The following is a 14,447-nucleotide window of genomic DNA, read 5'->3' as shown; positions in this document are numbered from 1 at the left end:
ACGCACCGAAACCTCCCCTATTCTTGCGCCATCAGGGTACCTCAGCCTCATCCCCCCAATAGCACGCACCAAAATGAAGCAAAATATGGGGGCACGCTATCTCCACAAAATGAGGAACGCACAACTTTGGTCAGGCGCCTCGATGAGGCCAAAACAAAAGCATTGGCCGGAGCCACCCGAAACCATGGGCTTTAAGCTAAGCTTTAAAGATAGATGATCTAACGCCCCGTGAACGGCGACCAGATCAATAGACTCCTTGGCCTTTATATTGCTTGGGCTGGAGATAGTAACCCCGGCTATTGCAGTACCGGAAACATCAACCATAGAGCTAATAATTAAAATGGAAGATGAACATATCTATTTCTAAAGTCCGCCAAGCCTATGAACGGCACCAAGCCCGGCAGCGTTGCCTGGAGCTATGCCAGCAATTGCTGGAGCTGATTACTCATATTCAGCAGCATCGCGGCGCCACGCTTGCGATACTCGGAGGCGACGATTTTTTCGAGATCCGCCTGGCCGCCATCAAACCCTATGTGCTCAAAGACTTACAGGAAGTGCAGCGGCTGCGCGGAGACCTAATCTCCGATGACAGCTGGCAGAGTCTATGCGCGGAATGGTTCACGGTGAATTATCATTGGCGTCAGGATAGCGCCTTCCATAACTTCGAGTTGCATACTCACCTGATTCAGCAATTATTGAAGCTATACAAGGACTTTCTGAACGGCCCTCTGTTTGAGCACCTGGACCTGTCCCATCAACCCGTCGCGCGTCTGTCTTTGAATGAGTTGCCTGAGCTGATGGAAACCGCCGCCCAGATTCGTGGTATCGGCACTCACTGCCTGGCTTCGGGAGCGAAGGAGAAGGCCTTCGTCGACCGGCTTGGTTTTCTATCGCGCTATTTCACGCAATCCAGCCATCACATCAGCGGCCAGTATGACGTGGACGAGTTGCTGCAGGCGGGGCAGCCCTGGTACAAGCTCGGGGAAATCTGGCTGGGCATTGAACATCGCATTACTGAAGAGCTGACGCCAGAACGCACAGGAGAAGGACTACTTGCAGATCAGTTCTTCAGTGACAGCAGTCAGCTCGTGTTTCAAACCAAACAATACGTCAAAGCAGGCTTGAAACGCCTGAAAAGCGCCACCGACAGGGAGTTGGAGACATGGATAAACAGCAGTTCCTATCATACCGGCACCTGACCCGCTTCAACCCCACAGAATCCGCCGCGAGACGCCTTTTTACGCTCTCAATTCACAAGCGTTTACATTCCAGGCGCCGTTCCTTTATAGATAGATTAGAGCATTTTTTGTACAATTTAATTGACTGGGCCATGCCTATGCACCCAGTCAAGCAAATTCGATCTGAAGCGATCGAAATTGTCTTCCTAAACCCCATTTAGGAGCCCCCTTGGGCTCCTCTTTTTATTAGGCGCGCTTATTCTTCAGCGATTCAAGCACTTGCGCCCATTTCTACATGCAAAAGCATTAATATCCCAGAAGCTCCGACACCTAATTTGTCTGTGACATCTCATGCTGAGGCTCCCTGCGCCGATCCAAAGCGCGAAAGCTGAGCGACTCCAATAGATGCGCCGCCTGGATGTTGGGCGAGCTGGACAAATCAGCGATGGTTCTCGCCACTCGCAGAACCCGGTGATAGGCCCTGGCGGACAAGCCAAGCCTTTGCAGGGCCCGCTCCAGCAACTGCCGCTCTTTTTCTCCCAGTTGACAGTGCTGCTCCAGGGACTCGCCCTGCAGATATTGGTTAGCGCAACCTGCGCGGGCCAATTGCGCCTGTCTGGCGGCGTTCACCCGCGAAGCAATCTGAGCGCTGCTTTCCGACCTTGCGGCGCGCTGCAACTCGTTGATAGCGACAGCGGGCACCTCGACATGCAAGTCAAAGCGATCTAACAAAGGACCTGAAATCTTTTGTCGATAACGACTTACCTGCACCTCAGTGCACTTGCAGGACACTTCAGGGTGGCCGGAATAGCCACAAGGGCATGGTTTCATTGCCTTTTTGCCAGTTCGATTAACTGCCAAAAAATCAAAGGGTTACCTCTATCCAGAAGAGCTACGGACTCTCGGAGACCACATTAGAGCGCGGAGGCTTGATTTGCACCTTTCGCAGGCAGAAGTAGCACAGCGTATTGGCGCATGCACCGAAACAGTGCTTAACTGGGAGCATAATAAGCATCATCCTCCCGCGCGCTACTACCCAAAAATTATGGAGTTCCTTACCTACTGCCCATGTGTATCAATGGGCTCATTTGGAGAAAAGCTATCTGTGTATGCCATACATCAGGGATACACCCTTAAAGCGCTAGCAGCGGCAATTCAGGCTGATGAGAGCACAGTGCTTGGCTGGACAGGGAATGAGCATTCTCCAAGCAGGAAATATATGGATAGATTGAGAATAGCTTTGGGCAATGGTCTAACACCATGACTCATAGAAATGACTAGAGGGCCAACTTACGGCCCTTATTCATAGTTTTACTTAATCAGATAATCTATATTTCGACATTATATATCAGTTGGTTACACTATTATTCTAGAATAATAGTTATCACAACAAGATAGCGTAACCTATTAAATTATATAGGGTTAATGAAATTATAAGACTACCTATGTCTGATTGAAGGTCTTTAAACTTCCTAAATTGATACGGACATCTCTATAAGGTGTTGATTTTTTTTACACTTTTAAATATTAGTATTTATACTTCTTGTGCTACTATGATACGAGAAGCTCTACTCTTTCGTATAGGTGATTGAGGTGAGGCTCAATCAGCTACGCCTCACCTCAATCACCTACCGATGGGAGTACAGTATGAGTAAAAAGCAGTTAGTTATTAACGAGATACTGCGTGAGATTGCAACACTTTCTGAGGACGAACAACAGGAAGTTATTGAAGAGCTAATTCACATAAGGCAACTGGGAGAGGCAACAATGGCAAAAACTAAGCACAAAAAAGACCATAAGAAATCCGCCCAAGGACACATTGTATCTAAGAGTGGTAACAATGAGTTACCTAACCCCTATGACTTTACCAGCTCTCCGTATGATTATGCGAGTTCAGCTAAAAGGAGAGCTAGGGCGGTGTATTCGGCGTTTAAGATAGCTGAAGGCAGCTAAGGCTCGTAGGCACCTAAGTCACTCAAAATACTATGGAGGAGCCAACTAATACTTGGCTCTTTTTTTTATGGAAAGTCCTTCGTTTCACCCTGAAAATAAGCTGTATGAAATTAGTAGAGACTGCAAACGGCAAGACGGGAATCCACTGAGAGAGGCGGAGCTTGAAGAAAATCGAGAGTTAGGGCGCACTCCTTTTCAGAAAGATTACGCTCGCTTATTACACTCTGCATCCTTTCGGAGACTACAAGGAAAGACGCAGCTATATCCCGGACACGAAGATGATTTTTTTCGTACTAGACTAACTCACTCTTTAGAAGTTGCACAAATAGCTGCTGGCATAGCTCAGTTCTTAAATATTAAGAAGATCCCAAGTGAGTTTGGAAAGCACACTCAAATTGACTTAGATCTCGTACAATTTGCAGCACTTGCTCATGATCTTGGCCACCCTCCTTTTGGACACAATGGAGAAAGAGCCCTTGACGAACTGATGCGTTCCTATGGTGGGTTTGAGGGTAATGCACAAACATTACGCATACTTTCAGTTGTCGAAAAAAAGCTTATTAGTTTAAATGATGGAACTGAGGTCGCGTCACATGGCCGCAACTTAACTTATAGGTCACTAGCGTCTGTATTAAAGTACGATAAAGAAATCAGCTCAAAGAGAAATAAAACGGCAGAAATTTCAAAAGGTTACTATTCCTCTGAGAGAGAACTTGTCAAACAGATAAAGGGACATGTAGCACCAAGACATGGAGAAAATAAGTTTAAAACTATTGAGTGCTATATTATGGATGTTGCTGACGACATAGCCTACTCTACTTATGACCTTGAAGATTCACTATACGCCGGATTCATAACTCCAACGTATTTATTTGAAGCTATAACCCCAGAAGGGGGCGAATCTACAAGTTTAAGAGATCAAATATTTTCAGAAATAAATGGAGAGTTGGAGAAAGAAGAGTACGAAAAGCTGGATAGCCCCGAAAAGCTCTCCATTGTAATTGCCGAACTATTCAAATTCATGGATTTTAAAGTTGAACCGGAGAATGGAGGATCTCAAAGAGCTCGGACAGCTCTAACTTTGGTAGAGGCTCAAAGATTTAACTCACAATATACATCAAAACCACTCGAAAAAGAAAAGCTCACAGCAAAGAGAGTAGGAAATCTAATTAGGTCAGTTGAATTAGTCCCAAACAAAGAGTTCCCCCAGCTTTCCAGAGTGAGACTTAATAGAGAAAAACTAATTAGTGTTGAGTTATTAAAGAGACTAAACTTTATGCTAACTATTAAATCATCGAGACTCACGGTAACTGAGTACAAAGGAAAGGAGTATGTAAAGCAAATTTTTAATTCAATAATTGAAAGCGACGGCAACCTACTTCCAGAGCACTGGAAGCTAGAATACAATTTGGCCAAGAATAGCTCACAAAAAAACAGAGTTGTTTGCGATTACGTTGCAGGCATGACTGATAGACATGCAGCAGAGTTCCATGGAAGGCTATTTTCCGAGGGAGCATCTGTATTTAAACCGCTTTAACTGCATAGACTAATAAATGTACGCCAGCTCTAACTGGATTCTATACACTTCCGCTTCTGTTCAAGAGCAGAACTGTCGCTCTTGCGATCCACATTGCCTACTGAAATCACTTTCTCTTTTTTGAGCATTATAATAGTTTCAAAGGCTATTTCTATAACTCGACTCCTATATGCTTCATAAAGCCAAGTTGAAACAAATATAGATAAGAATAGAAAAGTCAAAACCACGATAAAACCAACAGATAAATCTTCATGAACACGAGCATAAAAAAGTAGCGCCGATGCAAGTGAAACTATAACAAATTTACCAACCCCTGTTTCTCTTTTGTAAATATCAAGATCGAGCTTTACCTCCTCCTTTATCACATCAATCATTTTCTCATCATATTTCTCCCAGCCAATCTCCTTAATATACTCTAAAGACAATCCAGCCTGAGCACAGAGCTGCGCCGACTTTGCAGAAAAAGGTCTAAAATTATATAGAAACCAGCTTACGGAAAACACTATAATAAATATAATCCCCAAAACAATAAAAAAATCCCTTCCCTGAAAATACTTCCCAAGGAAAATAACAGATAACATGAACGCAGCAAAAGAAAATGCACTTCCAATATAACCAATCTCATTAAACTTTGAGACAATTGGAGAGCACATTCCCTTCCATATTGTTGTTATAGGAACAGAAATAGATCCTATATGAATCCTAGCCTTACATTTCTCCCAAGCACCTTTATCAAAAGAAAGTTCCGCCATAGCATATAAGCTAGGTTTATCAAAAAAGATATTAACAACTCGACGCTGATGAATCATCAGCAGAGGAGAACCGATAGTTATCCAGCCAATAATTCCCAATCCTATAACAATATAGATGTAATCCATCAGTCCTACTCTGTCTCAAACGCCGAAAAATATCTCCAAGAGATGCCATCTAAAAGCACTTTAAAGCTTACAGAGTTCTTCCATGCCGGACCCACCCTCCAGCGCCAGCATTGTTTTGAGTAGCGAGCTCATTTTTCCAGAGCTCAACTTGTGTCAATTGATCTGCGTAGTAACGCTTTTCGTCGTATGGTACGTGCAGTCCTGAAAACACTATTAAGTGCTCGTGTGTTATTACACGAGACTCACGATCAGCGTTCATCATTTTGCTGGCCAGAGAGTTGAGATCAAACGCCACTCCACGCTGGTAACGAGTTGCAGCATCAAACTTGGCAATATTTTCCGACAACCACTGATCCCAGAAAGAGGCCAGTTCATCCTCATCAGCATACTGATCAACATTCCACTCGCCTGTTATCTCAGAGATTGCCGTACTTGCTGCGGCTCGCACCTCTTCACTTTCGTCCGATAAGAAAGACTTCAGGGCATCAATTGCGCGAATATCTCCGGTAAAACCCAAGCCTTTGAGTATTCCAACGACATCATCCTCATCATCACTTTGCTCTTTCGCTTCGTTAAACAAGAATGGCACTACATCCTCAGGATTCCCGTAACGGCCAATGAGGTAAGCTAACGTTCCGTCTTCCAGTCTTTCTGACAGCGCGAATTTATAGAAATCCAGACCACTATCATCACCCATCAGTAACAAGCTTTTTGCGCATTCAATACGGAAATAGCTACTCACATCCTCATCATCCATAAGCGTTTTAAGAGCACTGGTGTAGCTGGAGTCACCAACGTAACCGAGCATGGAAATAGTGTATGTTGAAGGATTAGAGATAAGAGCGTCGATCTGGTAATACGAAGCTAGCTCATTGAGCATATTCTTAGCGACAACGCTTGAAAGCGCGTCATGAATCCAAGGTTTCTGCAACGCGAGGGCTTTATGGCCAAAGCGCTTTATTTTGTCTACGTCACATACTCGCAAAGCTGACTCAACATTCCAGTGTGCGTTACCGTCCTTCTCCCCCATCTTTTGCAAGAGCATGGACTCCATGTCAGAGTCGCCAGAATACAATATGACATGGCATGCAACTTCGCCTCGCGCTCCTTTGCTGTTGATTGCCGCCTGTAGCACGGCAGCATTGTCACCCACGCCAGTAGCCAGACGCCTCGCTATTTCCTCATAGGAAGCTTCTAGCTGCATAAGGGCTGACGCCTTGCTCGCGTCTGCCATATACATACTCTTTGCTAACTTTTCCCGATCAGCCCACAACTTGACCGCATTCTCGAATTCATTTTCCCAGGCGTTCATATATTCTCCTACGTTATATCGGACAAGCTTCCGGGCAGCACATTTCAACCACTAGGCGTTTAGGCGGCTTTTTATTCATCAAGCGCTCAGCAATTTTACCAATGTTGTTCTCGCTTATTTTATTAACTGTCGGCTCTTCTGACCCACCTAACATTTCCACCCGCTGTTCTGGTGTCGCAGAGTCAGCAAGCTTTGAATCCCACCATCGGTGAACACCAGCTGTTTGATGCCCTGGTCGAATCGGAAATAGATTATTTTCATTCTCCCCACCCGCCCAAGTCGGGCGCAGATGGTGGTAGCTAATTTTATAAGCTGGGGGCATTGATTTGAGCGGCTTCTTATTTAGCTCATTGAGATTCTTCACTATCTGGTCACCAGACAGCCCCTTGGCGGTAAAGTCTTTGCCAAAATGGGGTTGCAGCATCTCATCAAGGATTCGAATTTCACTCACACTGAGCTTGTTCCTATCAACATATCTTCGGAAAGCTTTCTTTAGTTCTGCAGTCGAAGAGGTTTCATCAGATCGGGCAGAGCCCCCATTATCGACTGTCGGGCGGACTTCCCAACGTTCAGTCGATTCAGACATTTTAAAATACGGCGCCTCTTCAAATGGATATCCGCCGCAATCCATTTCTAACACCATATCCTCGGGACTGGTCGGAACGACTGACGCAGCCACAGGGGTAACCGTATCTGAAGTCTCGGCTTTGGCATCCTCTTTCTCTCCACCAGAAGTGGTATTAGATGTGCCCCCAGTTGAGGTAACTTTTCCAGGCTTTATTTGGCTCGCTCGATAACTCTCGTCATCTCGTCTCTCACTCGACCAACCAAGATTCCCATTAAACGAGGAGACATCACTCACCTCTCCGGTAATTGCAGGAGGTGGCGGCGGTGGAGGATCAGCACGAACCATCAACCGATTTGCGAGAGAGGGTTCAGAATTGGTTGGTGTAAGGCCACCCTCGCTTTCAGCAATCAGAGGACAAAACGGCTTTCGTTTGTCCTTAAATACAAGCAGCACATCTCCACGCTCAACGTCTCGCACGAAATCATCACGCCACTTTCGGAAATGCCGCGAACCTCTGCCCGGAAAAGAACCAAACATGGAGCGGAAATGAGAACCAGCGAGGCTGTTAACGACCTGACCTACCGTTGCATCAGAACTCAAACAGCGATCTGCATAATTAGCAGCAAAGAATGGAGACTCAACGAACGGAAGGTCAGCAGTGGTAATGTCAGACCAATGCTTAAATTCGTACCAGCGATTAGAGTACATCTAGAAACACATCCCTTGTATGGCGCTAAACCTGCCAGACCGCAAGCAGCGCGCTGAATAACCAAAAACACGTTACATTCATTCACAATGCAAGTGGATTGTACATATGCAGGCCCTGCTGGTGAATCAGCAATCCGGCATAGCAAAAATGGGATATACGATGGGCATGCGATACCGCATGTACAAGAAGGTGTTTTTACTCAGTGGCGTCGTCGGCCATCTTCCCTTTCGACACTTCGTATCCTTTCGCGAGCAAAAAGCCTTTGCAGAATCCATGTAGATAGAGCTCATCCTGCTCAAGCGACGTAGGCATGTCACTTTCCATACCTCGTATAACTGCATGAATATCAAGGGATAGCTCGCGACAGATAGCCATAAGTTCAAATAAATTTAATTGGCGATCACCAGATTCATACTTCGTCACAAATACCCGATGTTTCCCAAGACGCGCAGACAACTCCTCCTGATTAATAGCCTGTTTTTTTCGGGCTTCTCTCAGCAGACGGATAAGGAGTTCGTGTTTTTGGCGGATGGTTAGCGTCATCGACGCAGAATAGAGGAGGAATATATATCTACCAAATCAGTATATTTTTATTATTTTCTTCCATTTAATAACAAGTCAACTACACTTGATTTTGCAAGGTGTGAGAAGGCTCTCGAATGCTCGGGAACCTTTTCCGTGTATCTGTGTGTTGTTTTCAGGAGGAAGATTATGAAGAAGTCCGTTGCAGCGCTGAGCATATGTGCAGCACTGAGCCTCGTTGTGTCACCAGTCATGGCCGACAATACCCAAAACCCATGCAAAGATCCGGTGTATGTATCCCTTAAAAATAAAAGCTTGGAGCAGATGACCGACCGGGAGTATGAAACGTACAAACAGGCAGACCAAGCCTGTGCGTCCTACACCACAAATGTAGCCGCCATGCAGGAATCGACCAGTTTCAAAAATAATTGGTGGTTGGTAGCGCTGGCTGCGCTTCCGCTACTGTTTCTCCTCTAACGAAAGGACTCTCCAATGGGCAAGGATGCCCATACTCATAACAACTCTTCCAACATTGCCCATGCGTAGCACAATCATCCACAGATTCGTCTAAACTGGATATATCGTTGCTTCCTCTTAAAGCAATCGCTTTACGACTACACGGCGGTTATACATGAGTGCGTTAGCTATACCGCGACACAATGTAATACTGATGTTATACATCGTACTTGTTATCCCTCCGCTATTACTTCCCTCATGCCCAGCCACCGCCCAAGAAACCATCACCATCGCAACCGGCGAGTATATTCCCTGGACTTCACAGGAAGCCCCACAGGGTGGCTTTGTTAACCATGTCATACAAGAAGCGTTTAAACGGCAGGACATTGATGTTCGATTTGAGTATTTCCTTTGGGCACGCAGCTACGAGTTGGCTCGGCAGGGGATGTTCCAGGCAGCGTCGTACTGGGTTTGTAGTGAAGATCGACAAAAAGACTTCATTTGCAGTGATCCACTTGTAGAGGAAAAAACCGTGTTCTTTCACAGCAAGTCCAAGGTGATTACGCAATGGGATACCCTTGAAGACTTACGGGGCTACCGAATTGGTGCCACCATCGGATATACCTACACAAAAGAATTCTGGGCAGCCGCAAACTCGGGAATGTTGAACGTCGGCGCAGTGCCGGAAGACGAGCAAAACTTTAATATGCTTCTGATGGATAGACTTGATCTGTGCTTGATGGGGCAAGTTGCCGGGCTAACATTACTGCGCAAGAAATTTCCAAAATATGCTGCCGATTTAATTACCTATCATCCCAAGCCACTCGTCACCGCGACACTCCACTTACTATTCCCCAAAGCGAATAGCGATTCCAAGCGATTAGTACGCCAGTTCAATATGGGCTTGAAACAGGTTTGGGATGAAGGCCTATACCGCGCATACACAGATGACCTCATGGCGGGAAAATACGATCCACCAACGCCCTAACGCGTTGCTTGCTTTCTCATCCCTGCCCCCAGTTTGGCATTTTCGAGCGTTAACTCTCGCCCTGCACCACCAAAGGTACACATGACGGAGTGCTCTTCCAAAATGGACTGGAGTGTATCCTTACCCTGTTCCTCATCAGGAACTAGCACCCATACCACAGCAGTGGAATATCCAGGGCACGTAGTATCCTTAGCGAAGAAAAATTCAAATCCGGCCAAAGCCTCAAGTAGTGCCGCACATCCACCAAGCGTTGCACCAGCTTTAGAAAGACCCAGTTCGCACGACAGGGCCATTGCTAGCTGGGCTTCATTAATTGTACGGTCACAACCACCCACCGACTCAACTTCATACATTCCCTCGGGGAAATACTCAGGGGCAACGTTAAGCGCGACGGTGAGTTCTGCTGAGTTAGCAATGCAAAACTCTACATTACTTTGGGTTCCGGTATACGATACTGACCTAAATGACATTCCCGAAATCATCGAAAGCCAGTTCACGAACGCAGCCCTTGTTGTACAAATATGTTTAGCCACCGCGAACGCCTCTACATGTATATAAATAATAAATATAATGAACAACCATTCACAGAATGAATTTAAAAAATCAACAAATCAAGCTTACGCAGTTCAATGTCAGCCCGCAGATAGAAATAGTAACAGTGTGCACTCCCTATTTGAGCTTGTAGTGTATACAAGACTTTTTGACACACGTGAATCTGACTCAGTACTTCTGGCGTACCTTGAGCGGCACATTCCATTGTTTTCAATCGTATGAGCTTCTTAGCAACACATTTGGCAGCATCATCTTTTACAGCCTTGCTGCCACTAAAACATTTCCACTCGGTATCAACTAATGGCGGGCCCATAGTGTTCTCCCGGATTCTGGAACTTCCTTGGGAGACTTTCTCATGGCATATAATTCAACAGATGAAGCCGCTCTCAAGCCATTTCTTAAAATACAAGGCTATGACAACTCTCCATATCCTGTCACAGGCTATAACGCACATCTTCCTATAAACATAGCCACTGATCTGAAGCACATACGCTTTGACTTGTACCGTTTTTTCATATGCATATATACATAAATCAATACTGATTCATATAAAATATATTTTCTACAATATACTGAGCGATTCGTAGCCTACACAGGCAGCTCACTCTACCGACTAAAGCTTGTGACAGAGAACTCTGTCAGGTTCTCCTTCACGTTATTGATATAATCTCCAATAAGACGACTAGAGGCATGTTGGCTTTCAAACGTTTTTAGCAATCGCTCCAATAAGGTAACGATATGCTGCTCAATATCGCTATCAAGGTCGAGCTTTAAAATAGCGCTTTCTATCGTCCATCTTAAATCCGAAAGGTTCTGCATAGCGCCCACACTGCGGTTCACCTCAATTCGCATAATGTCATCTAACATTTCCTGAGTCCGTTTTATCGACTCTCGGCGATGCACCTCTTTTGACCTTCTCTCCTGCTGAGCTCGGATGATCGCTTCCAACATGAAATTTGCAGCGCCACATAGTTTAGTCAGGTTATCTAAATGCTGATCCCCCTGCTCCTCCGCCAACAACACCCATAGACTGAAGTATGGGTAGTTAACAATCATTCCCTGCTCATAGGTAATCATTCTGTCTGGCTGCTGGGTTAAATGCGTAAGCGCTCGGGCCTGATCCAAAGTGATATAGCCTTCACTGCTGTAGATATAATGCTGTTCCGGCAAATTTAGGATGAAGAGATACGGCAATGTGTAGCTAGCTAACGCACTCTCCATGGCTAACGCCATATCGAATGGATCTTGAGATTCAGCGCATTGCTGGAAAAACTCAATAATGCCACCAAGATAGCTGCTTGATCGCAGTAGATTCATACCCATCTGATTCAGGTACGTAATTGACTGCTCCAGCTCTGCTATACGATTGTCTCTGACGGTTAATTCTCTGGCGGGAACGACATCTCCCTCACGGTTATCATGCGTGGGTTTCATGGCAAGCCTCCCTCCTTGTATCGCACTAACAGTATAACTTTATTTGTTCAGTTCGATGACGTTCCTCCATAAATTGATGAGCATTTCTCCAATAAGATGCCCTCACTTTGCCGTACTCCATATGTGCCGCCACGGCACCTTTCACTGTCTTTGATTCATTTCGTTCTCGCGTATGTTGTATGCGTGCGTCACAGAGACGCGCGAGGTGAAGCCGCCAGTATGGGGCTTCACCCTTGCTGGCTGTTCTTCATGTTCTTTTGCATACCACATAGAGAAAACCTATATGAACGAAGATGTACAACAGCACTACTCAATCCACGAAGACGGCTCATACCAATTCGATCAGGCAATACATCCAGACAAAATCATTTCCATTGCAAAACATATCCTTAATGGAAGGTTTTTCCGTGGCAAAGCATTTTGCGACCCTGACGCGACCAAGTACTTTCTCGTGCTCCAGCTTGCAGAACATGAACAAGAAGTATTTGCCTGCATGTTCCTTGATAACCAGAACCGCCTCATTAGCTTTGAAAAATTGTTCTACGGGACCATTGATCAAGCGTCCGTATACCCACGAGAAATAGTGAAGCGTGCGCTTATGTTGAATGCAGCAGCAGTGATTCTCGCCCATAACCACCCGAGCGGTATGTCTGAGCCCAGCCTGGCCGATATAGCAATGACTAAGACCGTGAAGAGTTCATTGGCGCTCATCGACGTGCGCGTGCTTGATCATGTTGTGGTTGGAAGCGACGGAAGTTCCGTGAGCTTTATAGAGAGAGGCTATATCGCAGGGTAGCTCTTCGCCCCACCAATACCATGGTGGGGTTTTACATATATCCAGTTACTTCTCACACGCCAAAGGGTTCCCGCGCACATCTCTGAGTATTAAGGCGACTTAAAGGAGGAAATTAATGATTTTTAGGCTTTACTTTCTTATTAAGACAGGAAAGAAATCTATGTGAGATAAGCAATGAACAATTGTGTAGCTACCAATAACAATTTATCAAAAATACACCCACTTTTTTATATCGCAAAATAAATTACATCAAGATGATTATAGCAAAAAGATATATGGAGGTATTGCCATGTTGAAATTTCAAATTTCCTACACCGGAAAAAGAAGGACTCTTGTGATATTTGTTACTACTTTAGCTATACTCATAGTGTTATCGATCCCTATAGTAAACATGCTATATTTTAGCGACGTAGATTTTACCCCAACCATTAACAAAGACATTCCATTAAAGATATATATATTAATATGCATTGCAATATCATCCGGCCTATTAGGAGGATTGACCAATTATTGTCTACAACGAAAAAGTGGAGACCAAAAAGACAACGACGTTGAAATATCTGATCTAATAAGCTGTTTGATAACGGGCGTAAGCGCATCTCTCATTATTCCACTTTTTTTACATATCATTGGTAGTAACATTATCAAAGACGCCATTAACACAAACCCATTAAACTATTTGGTATATATGGGATTCTGCTTAATTGCTGCAATATCGTCAAGGAGATTTCTTAGTTCCGTCACACAAAGAATTATAAAAACAGTCGAAGAAGCTGAGAAAGCAGCCGAGAATGCAGAAAAAATTGCGTTAGATAATCAAAAAAAATATATGGAACTTAAGCAGAAAGATGAGGAATTTCAAAAATACATAAAAGCTGAAAACTATAGCAACACTGCGAAGTTTCATTTTCACAATGCAAGAGACAAAACCGTTCAGACCACTTCAATAGAAAATGAGATAGCTAGAGCAAAAAGCTGCCTCGACAAATCGATAGGTATACTAAATAATGCTCGCGCATGGTCTATCAAAGGAAATGTATTATCTCTTGAATCCAAAATTTACCCAGAGCGAAAGGAGCTTCTACTACGCGAAGCGATACAAGCATGTGAGAACGCGTTAAAGTCGCCGTATTTAGATAATGAGAGAGAGGCGCACTGTTTAGTGAACATAATTTGCTATAAGATTTTACTGAATAAGGATGAGCCTCTTGAGAATCTAAAGCCATACATTGAAAAGGCTTGTAACACTTTCTCCAAGGTTTTATCCATAGTTGAGAAGGATAACGACATAAAATCATATAGTTATTACGATAACTTAATAGCATTTTCAAAAAGTCTCCTCAAACCATAGAAACTCAATCTTGACAGTGTAATTAGGTGTAGTAAGCTAAAAGAGCACGGAAGTGCCCCAAAAGTTTTGTAAGTAAGGAGTGTTATCTATGAAATCACGTTTTAGAGACGAAATTGAAGTAGACTAATTGAGTCTAGCCCCTTAAGTAACTGATCTTGAGGGGCTTTCGTTCCCTCTTCTCCATACCATCCCTGTAATAACTACCAAACCTCT

General features: G+C 44.5%; 15 protein-coding genes. 8 read left to right on the top strand and 7 right to left on the bottom strand.

The annotated features are described in order from the left end of the window. Nucleotides 1–347 precede the first annotated feature (347 nt). A complete protein-coding gene (locus ONV78_RS05040; RefSeq protein WP_279501591.1) occupies nt 348–1,199 on the top strand; it encodes a hypothetical protein in 852 nt (283 codons plus the stop codon). Between the two features lie 309 nt (nt 1,200–1,508). Here ONV78_RS05040 and ONV78_RS05035 read toward each other — a convergent pair whose 3' ends face one another. Further along, on the bottom strand, nt 1,509–2,009 hold the full coding sequence (locus ONV78_RS05035; RefSeq protein WP_279501589.1) for an ATP-binding protein: 501 nt from the start codon (nt 2,007–2,009) through the stop codon (nt 1,509–1,511). An 816-nt stretch (nt 2,010–2,825) separates the two neighbouring features. Between ONV78_RS05035 and ONV78_RS05030 the strand changes: the two genes are divergently transcribed. Together ONV78_RS05030 and dgt are read left to right on the top strand one after the other, a co-directional pair. After that, nucleotides 2,826–3,131, top strand: a complete 306-nt coding sequence (locus ONV78_RS05030) for a hypothetical protein (protein ID WP_279501587.1) — start codon at nt 2,826–2,828, stop codon at nt 3,129–3,131. 67 nt (nt 3,132–3,198) lie between these two features. After that, nucleotides 3,199–4,668, top strand: coding sequence for a dGTP triphosphohydrolase (dgt, locus tag ONV78_RS05025; RefSeq protein WP_279501585.1), 1,470 nt, complete (start codon nt 3,199–3,201; stop codon nt 4,666–4,668). Between the two features lie 29 nt (nt 4,669–4,697). On the opposite strand, the gene ONV78_RS05020 is transcribed toward dgt, so the two are convergent. From ONV78_RS05020 to ONV78_RS05010, 3 genes are all read right to left on the bottom strand, one after another. Next, nucleotides 4,698–5,546: a hypothetical protein gene (locus tag ONV78_RS05020; RefSeq protein ID WP_279501583.1), complete on the bottom strand. Its 849-nt coding sequence runs from the start codon at nt 5,544–5,546 to the stop codon at nt 4,698–4,700. Nucleotides 5,547–5,613: 67 nt separating this feature from the next. Continuing rightward, nucleotides 5,614–6,858 carry a HEAT repeat domain-containing protein gene (locus tag ONV78_RS05015; protein WP_279501582.1) on the bottom strand — a complete coding sequence of 415 codons (1,245 nt, stop codon included), beginning with the start codon at nt 6,856–6,858 and terminating at the stop codon, nt 5,614–5,616. Nucleotides 6,859–6,871: 13 nt separating this feature from the next. Next, nucleotides 6,872–8,134 (bottom strand): hypothetical protein, encoded by a 1,263-nt coding sequence (locus tag ONV78_RS05010; RefSeq protein ID WP_279501580.1) that lies wholly within the window; start codon nt 8,132–8,134, stop codon nt 6,872–6,874. Between the two features lie 106 nt (nt 8,135–8,240). Here ONV78_RS05010 and ONV78_RS05005 point away from each other — a divergent pair, with 106 nt between their 5' ends. The 3 genes from ONV78_RS05005 to ONV78_RS04995 all read left to right on the top strand — a co-directional run bounded on the left by ONV78_RS05005 (nt 8,241) and on the right by ONV78_RS04995 (nt 10,101). Beyond that, the gene (locus ONV78_RS05005; RefSeq protein ID WP_279501577.1) at nt 8,241–8,414 is read left to right on the top strand and encodes a hypothetical protein; all 174 of its coding nucleotides are present in this window, start codon (nt 8,241–8,243) and stop codon (nt 8,412–8,414) included. 432 nt (nt 8,415–8,846) lie between these two features. After that, nucleotides 8,847–9,134: a hypothetical protein gene (locus tag ONV78_RS05000; RefSeq protein WP_279501576.1), complete on the top strand. Its 288-nt coding sequence runs from the start codon at nt 8,847–8,849 to the stop codon at nt 9,132–9,134. Nucleotides 9,135–9,327: 193 nt separating this feature from the next. Next, nucleotides 9,328–10,101 (top strand): transporter substrate-binding domain-containing protein, encoded by a 774-nt coding sequence (locus ONV78_RS04995; RefSeq protein ID WP_279501575.1) that lies wholly within the window; start codon nt 9,328–9,330, stop codon nt 10,099–10,101. Here the strand turns inward: ONV78_RS04995 and ONV78_RS04990 are convergent. From ONV78_RS04990 to ONV78_RS04980, 3 genes are all read right to left on the bottom strand, one after another. Next, nucleotides 10,098–10,634 (bottom strand): hypothetical protein, encoded by a 537-nt coding sequence (locus ONV78_RS04990; RefSeq protein WP_279501573.1) that lies wholly within the window; start codon nt 10,632–10,634, stop codon nt 10,098–10,100. The two genes, ONV78_RS04995 and ONV78_RS04990, sit on opposite strands and share 4 nt — an antisense overlap. 62 nt (nt 10,635–10,696) lie before the next feature. Further along, nucleotides 10,697–10,966 (bottom strand): hypothetical protein, encoded by a 270-nt coding sequence (locus ONV78_RS04985; RefSeq protein WP_279501571.1) that lies wholly within the window; start codon nt 10,964–10,966, stop codon nt 10,697–10,699. Between the two features lie 293 nt (nt 10,967–11,259). Continuing rightward, entirely contained in the window at nt 11,260–12,087 is an 828-nt protein-coding gene (locus tag ONV78_RS04980) for a hypothetical protein (protein WP_279501570.1), read from the bottom strand. 283 nt (nt 12,088–12,370) lie between these two features. Here ONV78_RS04980 and radC point away from each other — a divergent pair, with 283 nt between their 5' ends. Then, nucleotides 12,371–12,883 carry a DNA repair protein RadC gene (gene radC / locus ONV78_RS04975; RefSeq protein ID WP_279501568.1) on the top strand — a complete coding sequence of 171 codons (513 nt, stop codon included), beginning with the start codon at nt 12,371–12,373 and terminating at the stop codon, nt 12,881–12,883. A 289-nt stretch (nt 12,884–13,172) separates the two neighbouring features. Next, the gene (locus ONV78_RS04970; RefSeq protein WP_279501567.1) at nt 13,173–14,234 is read left to right on the top strand and encodes a YEATS-associated helix-containing protein; all 1,062 of its coding nucleotides are present in this window, start codon (nt 13,173–13,175) and stop codon (nt 14,232–14,234) included. Nucleotides 14,235–14,447 lie beyond the last annotated feature (213 nt).

The organism is Hahella sp. CR1, from assembly GCF_029813005.1.
In the GTDB taxonomy this organism is placed as follows: Bacteria; Pseudomonadota; Gammaproteobacteria; order Pseudomonadales; family Oleiphilaceae; genus Hahella.
Note: the sequence above shows the minus strand (reverse complement) of the source record. Positions and strands in the feature narration are given on the sequence as shown.